The following is a 22,231-nucleotide window of genomic DNA, read 5'->3' as shown; positions in this document are numbered from 1 at the left end:
TTATATATTAAAAAACACAATAATATAAAAGAGCTAAATAAAAGAATATATAAACTCTCTCCCAAATTGATAAATTTCATAAGATTACAATAAATAATTGTCATAAATATTCCTATATAATATATAAAAATATAACCCTTACAATCTCTAAAAAATAATTTCATATTTTCTCCCTACCAATTTTTATTTAATTTATATCCTAATCCTCGTACAGTTTGAACAGCATTATCTATACCTAATTCCTCAAATCTTTTTCTTATCCTGCTAACATTTACATTTAGAGTATTTTCTTCTACAAATTCAATATCGTCCCATATCTTTTCTAACAGATAATCTCTACTTACTACTTTTGGGTATTTTCTAATGAGGCATTCAATCAATATCCCTTCTTTCTTAGTAATAATTAGAACTTTTCCACCTAATTCTAACTCCAACCTCTCTGGATAAAACTTCAATCCATCTAATTCAACTATTCTTTCCTCTATTTTAGGTGAATATTCACCATATACTCTTCTTATATGACTCTTTATCTTTGCCATTACTACATCATAATAAAAAGGCTTTGTTATATAATCATCTGCTCCACTTTCTAAAGCTCTAATCTGGTCTACGCTCCCATCTCTAGCTGATATAAAAATTATAGGTAGATTAGACTGCTGTCTAATACATCTACACCAGTAAAAACCATCAAATTTAGGTAAATTTACATCCAATAACACTAAATCTGGCTTTATTTTTTCAAATGTAATCATTATATCATCAAAGTTTTCTTCAACAACCACTTCAAATCCATATTTCTCAATATAATCCTTAAGTAATGTACTTATTGATATATCATCTTCCACAATATATATTTTATGACTCATATATTCCTCCCAATATCTATTTTAACATTAACTAAACCTACTAAAAATAAATATAATTATTAATATAAAATAGAAAAAGTTACCTTAATTAAGGTAACTTAAACTTTTATTATAGTTTCTATTTAATATTATTTTAGCATAATTTCTACTTAGCAGCATATATTAATTCTTTTATCTCTACTTTTTTCTCTTGCAATCCATTTTTTATTAAGAAGTTTTGTGTATCTTCAAGTGAAGATATGTCTTTATCTGTTATATCTAAACTAAAATCATACCAAGCATACAACTCTTTAGTTTCTTCAATACTTAAATCAACTTCTTTAGCTACTTTTTCCATAGCTTCATCAAAATTATTATTTACATATTCTAAAGTCTCTTCTTCAACCTTCATAAATCTTTCAACTATCTCTGGATGTTTCTCTGCAAAATCTGTACTAACAGCTGTTACTATTATCCCATCTACTAAACCTTCACCATTTGCTACAAGTTTACTTCCAGACTTCATAGCTTTAAGGGCTGCTGGTCCAGCAATCAATGCAGCATCAACACTGCCATCAGCAAGAGCTGCTGATGCTTCTGGGATACCCATGTTAATAAACTCTACATTATCCATACTTAATCCTTCTTTATCAAGAGCTGCAATTAATACTTGATGTAGTATAGTTCCTTTTGGACCTGCTACCTTCTTACCTGCCAAATCTGCTGCTGATTTTATTGAACCATCGTTAGTTAAAATCATAAATCCTTTTGGTGACCTACTATAAGTGTTCAGTATCTTTAATTCCACTCCATTAGATGCAGCTATCAAAGCTGATGTACCACCCAATGCATGTAAAAAGTCTATTTCTCCAGCAGCTAAGGCCTGTGTCTGCTCTGGTCCTGTAGTAATTTCATGGAAATTAACTTTTATATTATCCTTTTTAAATTCCTTTCCAAATAACTCATCCTGTTTTTGAATTATAGAAGGAACATTTAATGGTGATTTTACATAAGTTAAATTTATTTCTGAAAGTTTTTCTCCATCATCTTTTTTAGCACATCCACCTAAAGATGTTGTTGCAAGCGTTAATATCGTTATACCTACCAATAGTTTTTTTAATTTCATTTACTTTACTCCTTAAAATATTATTAATTTCTTTACATGTCTTTATTTAATTTCATTGTCATTAAAATATCTTTTTTTAATTTAATATAATAGTCTGAAGTCAAATCTCTATCATAATCATCTTCTATATTAAATTCTTTTATTTTTCTTTTGTTTGTAAAAACAACTATTTTCTTGCCTATCTTTAATGCTTCATCGATATCGTGAGTTACAAATATTACACCTTTATTAGTTGATTTATGTATTCTTATAACTTCATTTTGCATATCAATCCTTGTAAAATAATCTAATGCCGAAAAAGGTTCGTCCATAAACAACATATCTGGATTGAAAGAAAGAGCTCTAGCTATACTTACTCTCTGCGCCATACCTCCTGATAACTCATTTGGATAAGAATTTTTAAATTTCTGCAAGTTCATCATCTTAAGATATTTTTCTACATCAATACAATCTTTCTTATTAGGTCTATTTAAGTAATTTAAATTATCATTAGTCTCTAAATCTATGGAATCATCATTTATACCTTTACTAGCAATGTTTCTGTGATATTTGAATTTACCAAATACTTTACTTAAAATAGTGTTTTTTCTTTGATTATGAAAGGCTATATTTTCACTTACATTTAACCAAGGCATCAATCTACTCTCTTGAAATACAAATCCTACATTAGGTCTATACTCTTTATTATCTTTAATAAATCTAATCTCACCACTATTTATATCTTCAAGGGATGCAATTGCTCTAAGTAAAGTAGTCTTTCCACATCCACTTTCACCTAAAATTACAGTTATATGATTTTTATCTATGTTCAAAGAAATATTACTAAGAACTATGTGTTCTTCATTGTTGACTTCATAACTTTTAGATAGATTTCTGATTATGTACCCAGAATCACATACTAAATTATTCATAGGCTTCCACCATCTTTCCCTTACTTACCTTTTTCACAATAATTGAAAATATATAATCTGTAATTATTCCTAAAAGTCCAATTACAATTATACCTACAATGACAACATCTGTTCTAGACATTTCCTTTCCATCAGATATCAAGTAACCAAGACCTGAAGAAGCTGCTACAAGCTCTGCCCCAATAATCGCTCTAAAACTATATCCAAGAGCCAACTTTAGTCCAACTGCAATATCAAGAATGGCATTAGGTATAACTATTTTAAATATTATTTGAATCTTTGAAAACTCAAATACTCTACCTACTTCAATCAGTTTTGAGTCACAATTCCTAATCCCCTTTAATGTGCTTGTAAAGATTGGGAAAAAAGAAGCCAAAACTATAATTATAATTTTCGATTCTTCTCCTATGCCAAACCATAGTATAAGCATTGGTATTAAGGCAAGTGGAGGTGTATTTCTTAAAAAATTTATTAGCGACTTAAAATATTCATATACTTCACTATGAATTCCAAAGAATATCCCTAGAGGTACACCTATTGCAGTACTTATTGCAAATCCTATCAAAACTCTTTTCATACTTGCATATACATTAATAAATATTGAACCATCACTTATCATATTTAAAAATGTACTATACACCTTTTCAGGTGATGGTAATATATAATCACTCCAGATACCAAGATAATTAGTAATTTTCCATAATAAAAGAATTATAAAAAATATCAAAACACTTTTTACTAGACTTAAAAACCTATTATTAAATTTATTGACCATTTACAAACCATCTCCATTATTACACCCATCTTTACAATAAAACATTTCTACTATATCATACTTATCTTTAGAACCATCTCTTATATTTTGTATTTCGCTTAAGATTTCTTCTTCAGTCGATACTTCAAGAACCTTTTCAAAAGAGTCTTTGAAATATCCTAATGGAATAGGAGATTCATCTATCTTTCCAAGTGATTTTATACCTTCTTTTTCAGCAAATTCTTTCCATGTATAAAATATAGCATTACTCTTATCCTTAAATTTTTCACTTGCAAAATCCCTTAATTGTGTACATGGAGAGGTTACTATCAGCATATCATCTTCACTCTTGATATATTTGTCATATAAAACCCTACAAGTTCTTACTAGTATTGGTTCTATCATAGGTATTTCAAAACTATCTATCAAATTATTTCTTTTTAAAAGGTTTATACTCTCTGGACATCTACAATCTAACATTGTATTCTCAGTCTTTTTTGTATACTCTTTATATTGCTTCTTTACATATTCTAATTGTGGCTCACATTCTGCCATTATGTACCCCTTTTTTATCAAATTTTCTTTGACAAGATGAAACTTTTCCCCATACATTCTTTCTGCCACTGGATTTATTAGAAGATATTTATTCATAGCTCCTCCTATTATTTAATATTGAATATTATTATCAACTACTAGTTTAAATGAGCACTTAAATTTTGTCAATATATTAAATTTTTCTTAATAAAATAATCTTTCTCTACATTTTTTTGCTATTTAAATTAAAATATTAAATAGTATATTCAATCTATTTTAAATATTAATATACGCATAACGCTAGTAATCTACTTATATAATAATCTATAAATATTATATAATGATATGTACATAATTAGTATTAATATTTGATAATAATATCAATAAAAGTAGAAATATTTGGAAGTATTATAAGAAATTAAATCGAATATTAAAACTAAAGTAAAAAAGTGAAGTCTAAACAGACTTCACCTTTTATAATATTTATAAATATTTCATTTTAACATCATCTATAATTTGCAAAATTTTATTTCTAACATTTATTGGCTCTAGTACTTCAATATTTTTTCCAAAAGAAAGTATATATCCATAAATCCAATCATTTTTTGGATACTGTACTGTTACGATGAAATCTCCATCATTATCATACAATATATTATCAATATCAAATTCATCATACACTCTATAGCCTACATCTTTAGAAATTTTTAACTTTAAAGTAATACTTTCATTCTCATTTTCTTTTATCTCTCCAACTTCAACTGGTATACTCCTTATAAAGGTCTGTTCACAAACACATATATTTCTCATCCTTACAATCTTAAAAATTCTATAATCATTTTTTTGATGACAATAGGATTTGATATACCATGACTTCTCTTTAAACCAAAGCATAAGTGGTTCTACACAACGCTTCGTTACCTTTCCATAAGTATTTATGTACTCAAAAGTTATAATATTACAATCTAAAATGGCTGATTTTATTTTTATAAATTTATCTTTCTCTATATCATTACTACCCCAATGAGAAAAATCAACAGTCATCCAGTTTATATCTGACTTACAAAATAAAGGTTTAAGTTTTGATAGTGTAGAATCAACTTCTGGATATTTAAGAATATTTAAACTTTCCAATGAGGCTAGAATTTCTTTCTGTTCTTGCTCAGACAAAATAGATTTATCAAAGGTAAAATTATCTAAAATACCTATACCCCCATTTCTGCCTTTGTCAGTATAAATTGGAATACCAGAAGCTGACAGTATTTCAACATCTCTACAAATAGTTCTCCTAGATACTTCAAAGTGTTCAGCTAATTCTGTTGCAGTTACTTTTTTCTTATCTAAAAGGATATAAATAATTTCAAACAATCTATTACTTTTCATATAATCACCTCATTACTTTATTATAGTATAACAATAAAGTAATATAATACCACAATATAACGCTTATAACTCTCTTTTTACTTCAAAACGCAAAACAGTCTTTAATGAATCAGGTGATACTTTTCTAGCATCACTTATATAAATTTCACGATGTACATTAGATTTTCTTATAAGATTATTTCTTTTACAAAATTCACTCATAATGTCAAAACTTTCTGGTTCATTATCATATGAACCTACATGAAGCATTTGCACACACAATCCTTCATTAATAGACTCAAACCCAATTTTTTCAAGAAGATTATGTGGCTTCTTCTTTTTTACTATATTGATAGCTTTGTCCAATAGGTCCTGCGTAACAAAATCTGGCTGACGTATCATCATAGTATAAACTAAATCTTCTTTAATAAGTATATCTGAGTATTTGCTTTTTTCTCCTTTATCCCATATAGCTTCTAAAGGAAAAACTGTATAATCAAAATATCCTTCTGGCACAATTCCCTTCTTAGGCATAGTTTTTATTGCATATGCCAAAGAATAAAGTACTCCTATTGCTTCAGTAAATTCTTTATCATTTGGGTCTCCACTACCTCTTAACATGATAAATTTTTGCTCTGGTACTTCAACTAATATAGGATTCTCCTTAGGTAAGTATAACTCTTTTTCTTTTTTTCTCCATTCATATTTCATAAAAAATACCTCCGTATATATATTTTATACATTGATATTATCATGGTAAAAGTGACAACAGTATGTCACAATTTATAAATTATATTATAAAATCTTCATCTTCTAATTCTTCATATACTCCTTTTTGGTATCCATTCCCCTTAGTTGAAAAGAAATCATGTGTTTTAGTTTCCGTACTAAGACCATTTAATACAATTGGATTAATAGCATCTACAGTATATAATTTCTCAAACCCTAGATTTTCTAAAGCCCTATTTGCATTGTATTTTAAAAAATTCACAACCTCTTTTTCAAGCCCACTTTCTCTGTATATAACATTTGTGTACTCTACCTCATTATCCATAAGACTATTAAGTATAGAATACATATTCTCTTCTAATTTATTTTGCTCCATTTCATCAAATTCGTCATATATTTCTTGCGCAAGCAATCCTATATACTTACCATGTAAAGACTCATCTCTAAGAATGAGTGATATTATTTCTCCACTAGCAACCATCTTTCCTTGACCAGATAAATACAATGGATAAAAGAACCCTGAATAAAACAAGAAACTCTCCAAAAATACGCTTGTAATCATTGATAAATACAAACCTTTTTTACTTGTTGTATTCTCATATTGAGCTAAAACTAAGTCAGCTTTTTTTTGTAAAGTTGGCTCTGTTTCTATCCACTCAAATAACTCATCTATTTCTGAGTTAGAAAGTAAAGTCATAAATATAGAAGAATAGCTTTTGGCATGTATTTCTTCCATAGTTCCCATAAAAGATAGGACAGCCTTTCTTTGTAGATTTTCTGTTAAACTCATCATAGATGGGATTCCATTATTCCCTTGTTTTGTATCCAATAATGTTAAACCACCCAATACTTTCTTATATAGTTCCTTTTCCTTATCGCTTAGTTCATTCCATACCTTGATGTCCTTAGAAACAGATATTTCTTCAGGAAGCCAAAATTGTTTTACATTTTGTTCCCAAAAAGCCTGTGTAAATCCATCTTCTTCTCTATTCCAGTTAACTGCATTATGTATTTTATGTAAATTAAACGTCATATATTTCTCTCCCTATACTGAACATACTAAACACTCATGAGTGTCTCTTGTCATCTTTGTTCTTGTGTAATATAAACTTTTCAGACCTTTTTTATATGCATATATGTAATGTCTAGCTATGTCTCTAGTTGTCTTTTCATCTGTGACAAACAGTGTTGTTGATATGCCTTGGTCAACATGGTTTTGAACTGTTGCTACTAAATCTATTACTTTTCTCATATCCATCCTGTATGCTGATTGATAATATAACATATTATCATTTGTTAAAAATGGCATTGGATATATTGTAGTAGAATCTCCATACGTTCTTACTTCTACTGGTTCAGTAATTGGCATTATACTTGATGTAGCATTTTGCACATAACTAATACTTTGAGTTGGTGCTATTGCCATCAAATAAGCATTATATATGCCTTTTTCTTTTACTTCGTCTAACAAACTTGCCCAATCTTCTTTAGTTGGTATATGGATACCTTCAAATAATACCTTTACCTTATCTGAATTTGGTAAATAAGATTGCTCATAGTATTTTGATAGTACTTTGCTTTCTCTACCTTTAGCATATTCTGATTTATTGAAACCTTCAAAAGTTTGATTTTTTTCTATAGCTATTTTCATCGATGCTTTAATTGAGTAATATCTAATCATTGCAAAAAATACATTAGAAAAATCTATGGCCTCCTCTGAGGTATATAAAATATTTTCTCTTACTAAATATCCATGTAAATTCATAGCTCCCAATCCTATAGAATGAGACTTACTATTACTATTACTAACCGTTGGCACTGGTTTTATATCTGTACTATCTGCTACAAATGACAATGCTCTTATTGCTGTCTCAACTGTACTTTCTATAGTTTTATTATCCATAACATTAGCTATATTTAGAGAGCCAAGGTTACAACTTATATCTTGTCCCCATTCATTTTTACCTCCATAACCTTCTATTTTTGAAGGTGTCTGATATTGGAATATCTCACAACACAAGTTAGACATCTTGACCATTCCAACATCTCTTAATGTATGTTCCTTATTTGCTGTGTCTATGTATACTACATATGGGTATCCACTCTCTTGTTGCATCTGTGCTATTTTAGTCAACATCTGTCTAGGATTTATTTCTTTTTTTCTTATGTCCTTATCATTAACCAACTTTTCATACCACTCATTCATTTCTATCTCATCAAGATAAACTCCATACTTCTTATATACAGTATGAGGATAAAATGCATATGCAATCTTATTTTTTTCTGCTAATTCCATAAACTTATCAGGTATTATTGCCCCTAGTGATAATGTAGCAAGTCTTATTTTCTCATCAGCATTTATCTTTTTCGTATCCATCAATAATTCAAAATCAGGATGAAACACAGTAAGGTAAACTGCTCCAGAACCTTGTCTAGCTCCCATTTGATTGAAATAACTAAAGGATTGTTCCAACATTTTTGCTACACCAACAACTCCTCCAGCTGCTCCTTCTATGTCTTTAATTGATTCACCTGATGCTCTAAGTTTAGATAAGTTTAGTGCAACTCCTCCACCAATCTTTGATAAATGGTTTGATGAAGATATAGCATATGATATGCCTTCTGTACTATCTTCTACAGATAATAAGAAGCATGATACCATCTCTCCAGCTCTTTTTCTTCCAGCATTTAAAAATGTTGGAGTAGCTGGTTGAAACTCTTGTTTTACTATTTTATCTGTAAGACTTAGAGCTAGACTTTCATCACCATTTCCTAATGTCAAAGCTACAATTAATACTTTTTCATTATATGTTTCTAATATTTCTTTTCCATCATTGCTTTTTAATGCGTAATTTTGATAAAACTTGTTTGCACTCATATATGATTGAAATTCAAACTTATATTCCTCAATAAACTTATATACCTTTCTAATAAAATCCATACTGTACTTATTTATTACTTCTTCTGAATAATAACCTTCATCTATTAAGTACTTTAATCTTTCTTCTAAGTCTTTAAATTTTTTCAACTTTGGTTTTATAAATTCTTCTATGTAACTACTTAAGGCTTCCTTGTCTTTTTCTAATTGGTATTTACCTTGTTCATTTTTAATTATCACTTGATTGTTAAGCTCTATCCAATTCATTATTTACCGTCCTTTTAACATAATCTTGTGCTATAATTTCATTTAATTTGATTATTATTTCTTTTAGTATTTACTAGTTTAAATTCCTAAAATAACTTATAGATATCTAAATATAATAAGTATTTTTCAAAAACAAAAGCACTACATATAGTCAGTGCTTTATCTATTATATACTACATATAGTATATACACAAATTTTTTTATATCTAAACTTTTATTATTCTATTACTTCTATTATTTTTATTTTCAAGAAATTCTAAAGGATTTAACAGAAAATTAATTTATATACTATTCCTATAATCTTTTTATTTTTATATTCTTATAATATATTTAATATTTTATATAATAGTTAGGAGTTTTCCATTTGTTGTTATATAATTATATATATAACTATTTTACTACTGAAGGTATAAAAATAAATTCATGAAGGTGATTTTTATGAGAGATATTTCTAAATATGAACTTGAAAAGATACTTAAAAAACATTATTTATGGCTTAAAGACAAGAATGATGGAGAAAGAGCTGATTTAAGAGAAATAAAATTAGAAAATATGAATTTAAAGGGATATTGTTTAAGTAATATTGATTTTTCATGGTCTGACCTTATTGATTTAAACTTAGAAGAAGCAGATTTAGAAAACTCTAGCTTTAGTAACTCTTATTTTTCAAATTGCTCATTAAAAAATTCCATCTTAAAAAATGCAGACCTAAGTGGAGCTAATTTTAGATTTTGTGATTTATCTAATTCAGATATAAGAGGTACTAATTTAGAAAACTCCAACTTAGAATATGCCACTTTAGATGGAGTAGTATCAGATGAAAATACTCGCTTTTTCAAGTTATACTGTCCTGAGACAGGAGCATTTATAGGCTATAAAAAGTGTTTTAATTTTAGAATGGTACAATTATTAATTCCAAGTGATGCAAAAAGAGTTTCTGCTACATCAAATGCTTGTCGATGTGATAAAGCAAAAGTACTGTCAATTACAAGCATAGATGGCAAAGAATCTTTTAAAAGTGCTCGTGCATATGCTGATGAAAATTTTATATATAGAGTAGGAGAAACGATTATAGCTGAAGAATTTAATGAAAATAGATGGAAAGAATCAACTACAGGAATTCACTTCTTTCTAACTAGAGAGGAAGCTATTGGCTACCTATAAATGTAAAAAAAGGGTCTTTAAAATAAAGTGTGTATTCTTCTAAAAAGTGATGATAATTAAAACTATTAAATGTCACTATATAAAGGAAGGTGAACCCTTTTTATTTTTAACAAAAACGAAATATTAAAAAAACTTATTGAAGAATATGATGTAAAAACAATTACAGATATTCAAGATATGATAAAAGATTTATTTGCAAGTAAAGCTCATCAAATCTTAGAAGCGTAGCTTGATGACCATTTAGGTTATATCCTGCACTTTGCGGCGAGAGATGTATGTATTATTCTACTATTTTAATTAATGATAAATTGAAATATGCCCAAGAAAATAATATTGTTACTTGGGAGGAAAAAAGTGCTGAATGTAAAAAATCCTCATTTAGTATTCGATATGCCAATAACAAAGTTTCAAATGAAAATTGATTTAAAACAGATTACAATTTCAGAAATCGAACAGTTTTTATCATTATCAAATTCTAATACTTGATTTGAATTTCAGATATATTGAAATATTTGTAAATGCTTCAAAACATGACATTAGGTTTGAAAATATAGTCACTAATTTTTACAAAGTCTTAAAAGCGAATATAGAAGCTCAATATTTATCAGATTTAAAATATTATATTAATTGTTTTAATCTGATAAATATAAATCATTACATTAATTTACATTTATATATTATTTTTTTTATACATTTCTTACTTTAATTTTTTATGTTATACTACTTGTATAGAATACATTTCTTAAATTATCACTCTTAAATCTATGGCTAGTCCTTTTATATAAATTATATTATCACTACAATATCATTCATAAAATCCTTTTGAATTTTAGTTAGAATTTCAAGAATATTCTAACTTTAATTAAATATATATTGAGGGGGAAAACAAATGAAAAAAACTAAATCAAAGGTATTAAGTTTAACACTAGCAACTACTTTTCTTGTATCAACAACAGTAAATTCATATGCTATATCTGCAAAATCTTCAGATATGGATATGAACACTGTTGCAGATGTACTTACTGCATCAGAGGAATACAGTAATGCATTAAAAGATATTGGTATCTCAGTTGGTGAATTAAAAGATTTGACACCTAAAGGAAGTAATTTCATACAAAAATGTAATTCATATTTAGAAAAAAATATGGATGTCCCTAAGACTTATAGTGAAGAACCCATTAAACATACGACTAATGCAAGTCAATTATCATATGCAATGTCAGCAGCTAGAAAAAATCAAGAAGTAGGAGCACCAAAGTATAATGATGAGGTAGTATACATGTATTTATCTCACTTTGTAGATTTTGAAGGAAATAATTATGAAGAAGGTTTATGTACATATATAACTAAATATGACAGAGAAGCTTATGACAGATATTTAAGTAGAGGCTCTGCTTTTAGAAGTGCTAATTCTATGCGTTCAGTTATAACAAATTTAATAGCATTAAAAGGTGATTTACCTTCACTATATACAACGCTTACTAAAGAAAAAGCTTCAGTAGTTAAAACAATGACTGATATAAAATCATTTGAAATAGATTTACAATCTGTAAAGGCTATGGTAGAAAATGATATGTTTATATTTTTTAAAGATGCATATTCTAAACATGATACTCCTGAAGCTATAATTGAAGATGTACAAGGTAGTATGAAAATTAAATATAAGGATTATAATGAACAAATAGGATACATGGTACTTGGATTAGTATTCTCAGCACTAACATTTACTCCTCCAGTTATGACAATGTTGGCAGAAGTGAACTTATATAGCATGGTTATTAAGGACATATTTGATAAGGCTAATTATGCTGCACTACAATATTCTAGAAGTGCAAGAAAAGCAGAAAGATTTAACTTATGGATGGAAGAGAATGGAATGTATATGGAAAAAAAGGTATAAATACTTATGTATTGTGAAAATTGTGATTTAGAATTTGATGATAATACAACTGTATGTCCTAAATGTAAATCAGTCTTAAAGTCTAATGAAAATATATGTCAGAAAAGTTTTGAAAATAAAGTTAATGAATTTAAATTAAAGAAAAAAATTAAACAAGGCAACATATTATCAACCATAATTCTTTCAACAGTAGCAATTCATGTACTTGTAGAGCTTTTTATTCAAATCCATATTGAGGATTATTATGATATTTATATTAAATATTCTCCTTCTGCGATATCCGTATTAGTTTTAGTTCTTTCTCTAAAGAGAGGAGAAAAAAGACACAAGTTCCTGAACAATATATTATTTATGTCAATTATGATATTAATATCTATATTTGGGACTATCTATTTTTCAGCACCTCTTGTAAATAGAATATTCAATGGAGATTATCTATTTAAAGAATATTGGACTGTTTATGGAGTTGGAAATTTTATAATAATTTTAGAATGTATATTAATTATTTTTGATGATAGTTATTATTTATCCTATATTAATAAAAAAGAAAATTCCAACAAATAATGAAATAAGACTTCATTCTAATTAGAGTGAAGGAGTCTTTAAAATAAAGTGTGTATTCTTCTAAAAAGTGATGATAATTAAAACTATTAAATATCACTATACAAAGGAAGGTGCACACTTTTTATGTTTAACAAAAATAAAATATTAAAAAACTTATTGAAAAATATGATGTAAAAACAACTACAGATATTCAAGATATACTAAAAGATTTATTGGCAAGTAAAACTCATCAAATGTTAGAAGCATAGCTTGATGACCATTTAGGTTATGATAATAAGAACAAAAATACTAAAAACTCTAGAAATGAAGATAGAAATAAAAGTGTTAAATCAGATTTTGGAAAAATGATTTTAAATATTCCAAGAAACCGAAATGGAGATAATGATATATATAAATATTTCCAGACTTAAAAAAAGAGTATCCATAGTATTTAAAACTATTAAGATACTCTTTTATAAATTTTCTAGTTTAAAATTAAAATTTATCTTACAATCTATAGAAAATTGTTCATGCTGATACTATCCATAATTTTTGAAACTTTATCTATATATTCTATATTATTACTCAGCTCATTATAATACTTCTTACTCTCATCTATTGTTCTAAATGAATACACTTTTTTATCCAATTTTAAAGCCTCTTTTATAATGTCTATGTTTTTTTTATTTGTTTCTCCTACACTAAACCCTGTATCTATTATAATCTTAGAATCATTTAAATTTCTAATAGCCAAATCGAAACTCTCCTCACTTATTGGTTCAAATGGCTTTTCTGTAAACATCTTTATGCCCATAGTTCTACCAATTTCATAATCAACATCATTTTCATGTATTATTCCAGAATATAAACCTATACCCTTTTTAGTAAAAGCTCTATAAATTGGTGTAGCCTTACCACCTCCGCCAATTATAAAAACTTCATTTTTAGATTTATTACTAATCTCTACCGAACCTAATAGACTATTAAAGTTTTTATCATCCAATTCATAAAGTGAATTTATAATATCTTCATCCACTACATCTTCAGGCTGACCATAAGCTATGACTTTATTATTCTTTATAAGAGCAACTTTATCACAACTTTTTAATGCTATATCTATTTCATGCAATGAAAGTATTACTGAAATTGATTTTTCCTTACTTAATTTTTTTAGTATATTTATAAGCTCTAACCTATGCTTTATGTCTAAGTGAGTTGTAGGTTCATCCAATATAATGATTTCTGGCTCTTGAACTAAAGCTCTTGCAACTAATACTTTTTGTTTTTCTCCATCACTTAGTTCATCAAAATATCTTTTTTTTAAGTGCAATGCATCTACAGATTCTAATGCTTCATCTATCATTATTAAATCTTTTTTAGATAGACTACCAAAAAAACCTGTATATGGATATCTTCCTATATTAACTATATCTTGTACAGTCATTAAATCACCTAATAATCTATTTGTAAGCACTAAAGCCATTTTTTTCGATAATGCTTTTCTTGATATATGATTTATATCTACGTCATTTAGATATATATCCCCTTTTATTGGTGTTATAAGTTTAGATAAAGACCTTAATATAGTAGTTTTTCCAGCACCATTACTTCCTAAAAGGCATAATATTTCTCCATTTTTTACCTCTATATTTATATCACTCACAACTACTTTTTTATTATATCCCACACTTAAATTATTAGTTTTCAACATACCTAAGCCCTGTCCTTCCTTTTCATCAATAGCATTACTACAATTGGTGCTCCTAATAAAGATGTTATTGTACTTATTGGTAACTCTACTGGTGACAAAATTACTCTTGATATCAAATCACAAAGAGCTGTAACTATACCTCCTAAAAAGATTACCACTGGTATTAGCACTCTATTATCTGATGTCTTAAATATCAGTTTTGAAATTTGTGGTACTGCAAGTCCAATAAATCCTATAGGGCCTGCAAATGCTGATACTATTGCTGCTAGTATACTAGATATAAATACTACCAAAAATCTAAAAAATTTTATATTTATACCAATACTTTTAGCATACTCTTCTCCTAATAAAAAAGCATTTAGAGGTTTTATTATAAAGATACTCATTAAAAGACCTAACATACCAATCAGTATAAGTATCTCTACTTTTTCCCAAGTAAATCCAGAAAAACTTCCCATCGACCAAACAGTAAATTCTTTTAATTTTTCACTATTTGCAAATGATTGTAGTACATTAGTTATACCACTACATACATATCCAGTCATAATTCCTATTATTAAAAGAGTTGTTATATTCTTTACCTTACTTGCAAATAAAATGACTACAGACATTACAATCAAAGCTCCTATAAATGCTGCTACAAATATACTCATTGAAGTTATATTTTCAAATCCTAATGTATATCCACCTAAAATCATAAGTGCTACTGATAAAGTAGAGCCTGAAGATACACCTAATATATATGGTTCAACTATTGGATTCTTAAAAAATATCTGTAGTAAAATTCCTGATACTGCTAAACAAGCTCCACCCACCATAGTTGCAAGTACTCTTGGAATCCTTATGTTGTATATTATTTTATAATGTTCTGTATTATCCATACCTCTTAATACAACATCTATTATTTCTTTAAACTCAATTTTTACAGAGCCAAATGCTACACACACTAAAAAAGTAAGTATCATGCCTATAATTAGTCCTATAAATATTGTAGTATTCTTTATTCTCATTTTATTGATAAAATCCATTTATATACCCCTCTTAACAAATCTATATTAACTAAAATCCATAAAACTCATCTTTTAGTGTCTTATTATATATTATTTATCATAATTTATATAATGTTTAATTTTTTCACCTGTAGTACCTGGATGAAACATCTCAACTAAATCTACTATTAATTCATCAGTCTTATCTACTGATTGATAATAATCTGGAGCAAATACCCACAAGTTACCATTTTTTACAACATCCAAATCAGCCAATACAGGTGCACTAGATTTTATAGACTCTAAGTTTGGTGCATAATCTGAGCTTGATGAGTATACAAATATATCTGCATCCTTTGCAACTTCATGTAGTTGTTCAATACTCACTCTTCCTTCATTTGAATCCATTGAAGCACATGCATTTATTCCACCTGCCATTCTTATCATATTATCTACATATGAATCTTTAGGTGCTACATAAGCATTTCCTTCATATACAGATGCCCATACTACCTTAGGCTTGTTTTTGTTTTTTATCTTTTTACTTACTTCTTCTATCTTTTGTACTGTTTTATTCAATTCACTAGTGGCTATATCTTCTTTATCATAAAACGCAGCTATTAAACTTGTCCATTCCATTCTTCCAAATGGGTTTTGCTCTTTGTATTCATTATCTACAACATAGTTAAGTCCTAATTCTTTTAGTTTATCAATAAATTTTGTATCAGCTTCTGATAGACCACTACTAACTATAGTTAAATCAGGATTTAAGTCTACTATTTTTTCATAATCTGGTGCTAAGTTTGAACCAACATAATGTATCTTTCCGTCCTTCATCAAATCTTTAATTTCTTTGATAGTCCAATACTGTTCCTCTGTTGTTACTGCTTTTATGCTATCTAGCTCACCTATTGTTCTTAGAGAACAGGCTTGTGTTGTAGATGCTATTAATACATTATCTACAGGTGTTCTAACTATATTAGCATTTTTATACTTTTCAGGAACTTCAATTTTTTTAGGGATTAAAATCAGTTCTCTTTTATCTCCATCAGTTACTTTTTTAATTCCATCCTCTAAGTCTTCAACACTAAATCCACTTGCATATTTTAATTCTAACTTCTTACCGCTACTAACTTGTGCATTCTCTTTATCATTTTTACTACATCCTATAAGACCTCCTACTAAAAGAACTATCATAATACTTAGAAAAAATTGCTTTAAAACATTTACTTTAAATTTCATCTCTTTCACTCCAATATTTTATTTTTATAAGTGGTTAAAAATTTTAATAACATATATTTCTAAAATATATCTCATTAGAATTATATTAAAGTCATCTTTAATAATTATAACCTTTTAATAAAATAAAAAACTTCTCCTAATTTAGAAAGGAGAAGTTTATATATCAATTTTACAAAAAATGAATTGATATTTCATTTTATTATAAATTACAATTTCCACCCTAAATTGAACCTATGTAATACTGGGCAGGTCTCCTGACTCACGGCTTTTCCTCTATCACCCTTCCCAAAATTTTTCATATAAAATCTCAGTGGATTTTGATTTCGTATCCGTATACAGTAGCGGGGGCTGTAGTGAACTTGCATCACTTTCCCTATTAAACTAATCTAGTACCCTAGTATTATTTAATTTAATTTTTATTAAGATAATTGTAGTTTATTGTTGGCAACTTTGCAAGGTTGATTTAACATATAAAATAAAGAGTGCCTAAAATGACTATAAAAATCATTTTAAAACACTCTTTGTTTTTTACTATATATCTAATTAAGCAGTTAACATATATTTAATTCATTCATTAATTTTTTAATCTCACATACTTGATTTTCATTTGGTTTTGTAAAAGGAGCAGTCATATAATCACTTACTTGTAATCCCCTTATATTCAGAGCCTTTTTCATTGCTGGTATAAATGGGTTTGTTATTAAATAAAAATCCATTGCTTTGTTGATATATTTTTGAATTTCTATAACCTTATCCATATCTCTATTATTATAAGCTTCTGCCCATTTTGAACAAACTTCTGGAATTAAATTTGATAAACCTCCTATACAACCTGCTCCCCCAGACATTAGATTATGTATAAAGTTTTCGTCATAACCACTATATATCTTAAAATTTGGGAACTCTGCTTTCATAGTATTTATTAAATCTCTAGTATGTCCCATTAAAGTTACTGTATCCTTATAACCAACTATATTTTTATGTTTTCTTACAAGTCTTAATGTAAGTTCTGGACTCAAATCATAACCAGTTCTATCTGGATAATTATATAGATATATTTCAGCTTCTGTATTTTTAGCTATTTCACTATAAAACAACTCAATACTGTCATCATCAAGAGAGAAATAATAAGGGCTTATTATCATAACTCCATCAGCTCCACTATTATGTGCATAATTTGAAAGCTCTATAGACTCTTTTATACTCATACGACTTGTACCTATAAACACTTTTACTCTCTTATTAACATGACTAATTACTAAATCTATAAGTTCTTTTTGCATATCCATAGACATATTAAAGAACTCTCCAGTACTTCCCATTATAACTAGACCATCTACACCTCCATCTATAAGATGGTCATAGACTTTCTTATTTCCTTCTTTATCTAAATTTCCTTCTTCATCAAATATTGTAACCACTGGTGTCAAAAATTCTGCTTTCATAATTTAAACTCCTAAAATTTATTTTAATATGTTCATTTAATACATTCAGGTTTTGCCTTAACATTACCTATATTAAAACATTTATTTAATGTAATTTCTTAAAATTCCAATACTTTCAACCTCACATTCAATTACATCTCCACTACTCATATATCTAGGGGGCGAAAAACCCATACCAACTCCAGAAGGTGTACCTGTAGCTATAATATCTCCAGCCTCTAAAGTCATCCCCTTTGAAAGTTCTGAAACTATGTCTGAAATGTCTGATATGAATAATCTTGTATTAGAATTTTGTCTTTCTTCACCATTTACTCTACTACATACCTTAAGTTTTACAGGAAAAGAAATTTCACTTTTATGTAAGATACATGGGCCTAAAGATGTAAATGTATCTAATCCCTTTCCTCTAAACCACTGAACATGCTCTTTTTGTAACTTTCTAGCAGAAATATCATTTATAACAGTGTACCCAAAGATATAATCTTCGACCTCTTCTTTTTTAATATTAACACCTGTTTTACCTATTACTACTCCAAGTTCAACTTCATAGTCTAATTGACTATTTATATTAAAATGACCATCTATCTCATCTTCTGGACCTATCGCTTTTGTTACACGTTTTGTAAAATAAACTGTTTTTTGAGGTTCTTCAAAACTATTATCAAAGTGAGCTTGAGTTTCTTCAAGATGGTCTTTATAGTTCACTCCCACACATAAAATATCATGTATAGGTTTTTCTATCGGAACATGTATAATACATTCTTCTCTTTTAAAAACATCATAATTGTGGAATCTATCTTCCTTTATAATACTTTTTATCCTTATAATATCGTCTTGAGATATATTTTGAATTAAATCATTTAAATCTTTAAAAGATTTGCTAATATTTAAGGAATTAATGTCTATAATAAATAATTCATCTTTAGAAAAAAAACCTATCCTTTTACATTCATTTTTTCCTTTAGTAAAACTGACAAACTTCATAATCTCACCCTTTATTAAAATTCTATATATATTCAGTCTTTTACTTAAATCTTATACATAGTTACATACTCTAGCTATTGCCATTTCAGTATATCCAAGAGACTCTGCTTTTGATTGCTTTCCATTTGCTACATCTACAATCATGTTTAATAAATCATCTGTCAATTCTTCCATTGTTTGTGGACCATATATAACTGGACTGGCATCAAAGTCCATATTATCTTCCATATTTGCAAAAGTTATTTTGTTTCCAGTTATCTTTATCACTGGAGCTATTGGATTTCCTGATGGAGTTCCTCTACCTGTACTAAATACTACTATTTGAGCCCCTCCTGCAACCATACCAGCAACAGATGAAGCATCATTTCCAGGTGTATCCATTATAACAAGACCTTTTTTATCAATTTGTTTAGCATAATCATATACTTCACTTATTGGTCTATGACCACCTTTATGTATACAACCTAGTGATTTTTCTTCAAGGCTTGTCAATCCACCAGCTATATTTCCAGGAGATGGATTTCCTTCTCTAACCTCTTCTCCAACTAATTTTAACGAATTTTCATACCTATGTACTATATGTAATATTTTTTCTTTTACTTCTTCATTTACTGCTCTTCTAGCTAATATATGCTCTGCTCCTATAAATTCAGTAGTTTCACTTAAAATTGATGTTGCTCCTAAATCAACAAGTCTATCACTTAATTCACCTATTAGTGGATTTGCTGCTAATCCACTTGTTGGGTCAGACCCTCCACACTCAGTTCCTAGTATAATTTCGGATATTGGAAATTCTTCTTTTCTGAGTAAAGATGCCTCTTGAGCCATTTCTCTAGCATAACGAACAGCCTTTTCTATAGTTTTCAAAGTCCCATGTTCTTCTTGTATTACAAGAGTTTTTATTGGTTTGTTTGTTCTCTCTTTTATTGCATCAACTACCAAATCATTTTGACAATTCTCACATCCTAAAGATACAACTATTACCCCATATACATTTGGATTTGCTGCATATCCAGCCATGACATCCATAGTCAATTGTTGGTCTGAATTTACTTGTGAACATCCATTTTGATTATTAAAAGTAACTGCTCCTTGAACTTGAGATGCTATTATTCTAGTTGTATCTGATGCACAAACACTAGTAGGTAATACTAATATGTGATTTCTTATACCAACTCTTCCATCGGGTCTTTTATATCCATAAAATTTCATACTGATTTCCTCCTAAAATAATCTATATACCTTCTGTAATTTTTATGTATTATAACTTTTTATTACACTTACTAATCAAATATTTAAAATAATATTTGACAATTATTAAATAGTAAAAAACAATGAATTTAACTTCTATAAACTTAAAAGAATTATTTTATACATTAGCCATAGCTTGTTCATCCAAATCTTCTCTAACACTTCTAACATTATGGATATGTACATGTTGACCAATTTTTATTTCCTGATTTGCTTCTCCTATATGTTCCCCATACTTAGTAACCTTATCGCCTTCAGCCATATCTTTTATAGCCAATTTATGATAAATAGTTATATCATCTAGTGCTGTAATTGTTTTTACTGTTTTATCTTTTAATTTAAAACTAATTTCGCTATTCTTACCTATTGCTTCAATAGCTACTGCAACATTATCTTTTTCATCAATTATCACTGCATTTATCATTATTCTTATTCTCCTTTGTAAATAATATAGTTTTATTAATATCCTAAAATCTAATTAGAGAGTTTACTATTTAAATAGTAAACTATGTAATATTAAGCTACTATTGTTCCATCCTCTTTTTGTTTTGGAAACTTAGGACACCCATACTTCTTAGCCCACCAACTAGTTATAAGAGGTACTAATATCGCAGTGACAACTACTGCTGCTGCTACTTGAGTTGTTGCTGTTGCAACATATGGTTGCCATGATGGGTCAACTAATGCAACAGCAGCAGGTACGGCAATCGCATTTCCAGCAGTTGTAGCTACAGCCCACCCTGCATATCCTGGACGTTTTCCTATAAATTTATCACAGAATACTATAAATATACCTCCTACAAACACAGATATTAATCCAAGTAGTACTCCTGATAAGCCTCCTTTTAGTATACTTGCAAGATTTATGCTACTACCTAGCGCAAATCCTACAAAAGGTACAAGCAAGTTACATCCTGGCTCTAGAAATTCTTTCATTTTTTTATCAAAATTACCTATTATCATACCAACAAGTATTGGTACTATTGCAGCCAATAAAGACAACAAAGGTACATTTGCAAGACCTGAAGTCCCAAGAGCTATCAATGTAAAAAATGGTCCATCATTTAAAGTAAGTAAACTCATAGTTGCACAATCTGTTTCATCTCCATATGAAGTCATCAATGAAAGATATATACTACCATTACTATTTGTAACTGCACTTATAACAGCTAATGTTGTAAGACCAAGTACTCCATCCATTCCAAATAGTTTACCTATAAGTATACCTATTAAAGCACCTATAGCAAATTTTGAACCAAGAAGGATTCCACCTCTTTTTAAAACTTTTGGCATTTCTCTAAATTGAAGTTGAGTTCCCAAACACACTAGCTGAACTCCAATTATAGTTGCAGACCCAACACTTGAAAATACTGCTGTTGTAAATGAACCTATTTGCACAATATCTGGGCAAAATGTATTAATGAAAGCTGCTATAAACATTGGAACTATCATCATACCTGCAGGAATTTTTTTAATAAAATCCATTATCATAAAGTTACTCCTCCTAAAACATGATATTTAATTACTCTTATTAAATTTTTAGCTTTAATTCTAACGGCCGTTTCGGTTCGTATTTAAGAACTAAGTTTTTATTTA

At 28.2% G+C, this 22,231-nt stretch carries 21 protein-coding genes, 1 pseudogene and 1 riboswitch; of the genes and pseudogenes, 5 read left to right on the top strand and 17 right to left on the bottom strand.

Features of this window, described 5'->3' with window-relative positions:
• Nucleotides 1–173: 173 nt before the first annotated feature.
• The 9 genes from Q3304_RS02730 to nrdE form a co-directional block, all read right to left on the bottom strand.
• Nucleotides 174–866 (bottom strand): response regulator, encoded by a 693-nt coding sequence (locus Q3304_RS02730; RefSeq protein ID WP_407814273.1) that lies wholly within the window; start codon nt 864–866, stop codon nt 174–176.
• 145 nt (nt 867–1,011) lie between these two features.
• Nucleotides 1,012–1,971 carry an NrtA/SsuA/CpmA family ABC transporter substrate-binding protein gene (locus tag Q3304_RS02725; RefSeq protein ID WP_407814272.1) on the bottom strand — a complete coding sequence of 320 codons (960 nt, stop codon included), beginning with the start codon at nt 1,969–1,971 and terminating at the stop codon, nt 1,012–1,014.
• Nucleotides 1,972–2,003: 32 nt separating this feature from the next.
• A complete protein-coding gene (locus Q3304_RS02720; RefSeq protein WP_407814271.1) occupies nt 2,004–2,882 on the bottom strand; it encodes an ABC transporter ATP-binding protein in 879 nt (292 codons plus the stop codon).
• A complete protein-coding gene (locus Q3304_RS02715) occupies nt 2,875–3,657 on the bottom strand; it encodes an ABC transporter permease (protein ID WP_407814270.1) in 783 nt (260 codons plus the stop codon). Before Q3304_RS02715 ends, Q3304_RS02720 begins: the two co-directional genes overlap by 8 nt.
• Nucleotides 3,658–4,287 (bottom strand): hypothetical protein, encoded by a 630-nt coding sequence (locus Q3304_RS02710; RefSeq protein ID WP_054271517.1) that lies wholly within the window; start codon nt 4,285–4,287, stop codon nt 3,658–3,660.
• 366 nt (nt 4,288–4,653) lie between these two features.
• Entirely contained in the window at nt 4,654–5,553 is a 900-nt protein-coding gene (locus Q3304_RS02705; RefSeq protein ID WP_407814269.1) for a helix-turn-helix transcriptional regulator, read from the bottom strand.
• A gap of 63 nt (nt 5,554–5,616) precedes the next feature.
• The gene (locus Q3304_RS02700; protein WP_407811479.1) at nt 5,617–6,243 is read right to left on the bottom strand and encodes a GyrI-like domain-containing protein; all 627 of its coding nucleotides are present in this window, start codon (nt 6,241–6,243) and stop codon (nt 5,617–5,619) included.
• Nucleotides 6,244–6,322: 79 nt separating this feature from the next.
• Nucleotides 6,323–7,294, bottom strand: coding sequence for a class 1b ribonucleoside-diphosphate reductase subunit beta (gene nrdF / locus Q3304_RS02695; RefSeq protein ID WP_407814268.1), 972 nt, complete (start codon nt 7,292–7,294; stop codon nt 6,323–6,325).
• 12 nt (nt 7,295–7,306) lie between these two features.
• A complete protein-coding gene (gene nrdE / locus Q3304_RS02690) occupies nt 7,307–9,406 on the bottom strand; it encodes a class 1b ribonucleoside-diphosphate reductase subunit alpha (RefSeq protein ID WP_407814267.1) in 2,100 nt (699 codons plus the stop codon).
• 438 nt (nt 9,407–9,844) lie between these two features.
• Between nrdE and Q3304_RS02685 the strand changes: the two genes are divergently transcribed.
• The 5 genes and pseudogenes from Q3304_RS02685 to Q3304_RS02665 all read left to right on the top strand — a co-directional run.
• Nucleotides 9,845–10,570, top strand: coding sequence for a pentapeptide repeat-containing protein (locus tag Q3304_RS02685; protein WP_054271522.1), 726 nt, complete (start codon nt 9,845–9,847; stop codon nt 10,568–10,570).
• A 354-nt stretch (nt 10,571–10,924) separates the two neighbouring features.
• Nucleotides 10,925–11,056 (top strand): hypothetical protein, encoded by a 132-nt coding sequence (locus tag Q3304_RS02680; RefSeq protein ID WP_407814847.1) that lies wholly within the window; start codon nt 10,925–10,927, stop codon nt 11,054–11,056.
• Nucleotides 11,057–11,459: 403 nt separating this feature from the next.
• Nucleotides 11,460–12,470 (top strand): hypothetical protein, encoded by a 1,011-nt coding sequence (locus Q3304_RS02675; protein ID WP_407814846.1) that lies wholly within the window; start codon nt 11,460–11,462, stop codon nt 12,468–12,470.
• Nucleotides 12,471–12,476: 6 nt separating this feature from the next.
• Nucleotides 12,477–13,034, top strand: a complete 558-nt coding sequence (locus Q3304_RS02670) for a hypothetical protein (protein WP_074179851.1) — start codon at nt 12,477–12,479, stop codon at nt 13,032–13,034.
• 311 nt (nt 13,035–13,345) lie between these two features.
• Nucleotides 13,346–13,444, top strand: a pseudogene (locus tag Q3304_RS02665) (hypothetical protein); the annotation flags it as partial.
• Between the two features lie 83 nt (nt 13,445–13,527).
• Here Q3304_RS02665 and Q3304_RS02660 read toward each other — a convergent pair.
• The 8 genes from Q3304_RS02660 to Q3304_RS02625 form a co-directional block, all read right to left on the bottom strand.
• Nucleotides 13,528–14,724 carry an ABC transporter ATP-binding protein gene (locus Q3304_RS02660; protein ID WP_243193286.1) on the bottom strand — a complete coding sequence of 399 codons (1,197 nt, stop codon included), beginning with the start codon at nt 14,722–14,724 and terminating at the stop codon, nt 13,528–13,530.
• Nucleotides 14,725–14,726: 2 nt separating this feature from the next.
• Nucleotides 14,727–15,752: an iron ABC transporter permease gene (locus Q3304_RS02655; protein ID WP_054271524.1), complete on the bottom strand. Its 1,026-nt coding sequence runs from the start codon at nt 15,750–15,752 to the stop codon at nt 14,727–14,729.
• Between the two features lie 72 nt (nt 15,753–15,824).
• Complete coding sequence (locus Q3304_RS02650) at nt 15,825–16,955, bottom strand: ABC transporter substrate-binding protein (RefSeq protein WP_054271525.1); 1,131 nt, start codon at nt 16,953–16,955, stop codon at nt 15,825–15,827.
• A 226-nt stretch (nt 16,956–17,181) separates the two neighbouring features.
• A riboswitch (cobalamin riboswitch) is annotated at nt 17,182–17,367 on the bottom strand.
• Between the two features lie 139 nt (nt 17,368–17,506).
• Nucleotides 17,507–18,400: a dihydrodipicolinate synthase family protein gene (locus Q3304_RS02645; RefSeq protein WP_074179854.1), complete on the bottom strand. Its 894-nt coding sequence runs from the start codon at nt 18,398–18,400 to the stop codon at nt 17,507–17,509.
• Between the two features lie 81 nt (nt 18,401–18,481).
• Entirely contained in the window at nt 18,482–19,384 is a 903-nt protein-coding gene (locus tag Q3304_RS02640; protein WP_407814845.1) for a fumarylacetoacetate hydrolase family protein, read from the bottom strand.
• Nucleotides 19,385–19,435: 51 nt separating this feature from the next.
• A complete protein-coding gene (locus Q3304_RS02635; protein ID WP_021385940.1) occupies nt 19,436–20,596 on the bottom strand; it encodes a UxaA family hydrolase in 1,161 nt (386 codons plus the stop codon).
• A gap of 157 nt (nt 20,597–20,753) precedes the next feature.
• Nucleotides 20,754–21,059, bottom strand: coding sequence for a UxaA family hydrolase (locus Q3304_RS02630; RefSeq protein WP_054271529.1), 306 nt, complete (start codon nt 21,057–21,059; stop codon nt 20,754–20,756).
• A 92-nt stretch (nt 21,060–21,151) separates the two neighbouring features.
• Nucleotides 21,152–22,126 carry a 2-keto-3-deoxygluconate permease gene (locus tag Q3304_RS02625; protein WP_167641037.1) on the bottom strand — a complete coding sequence of 325 codons (975 nt, stop codon included), beginning with the start codon at nt 22,124–22,126 and terminating at the stop codon, nt 21,152–21,154.
• Nucleotides 22,127–22,231: the final 105 nt, after the last annotated feature.

It is taken from the genome of Clostridioides sp. GD02377 (assembly GCF_045899875.1).
GTDB classification, from domain to species: domain Bacteria; phylum Bacillota; class Clostridia; order Peptostreptococcales; family Peptostreptococcaceae; genus Clostridioides; species Clostridioides difficile_A.
The sequence above is the reverse complement of the archived record's forward strand: the minus strand, read 5'-3'. Positions and strand labels throughout refer to the sequence as shown.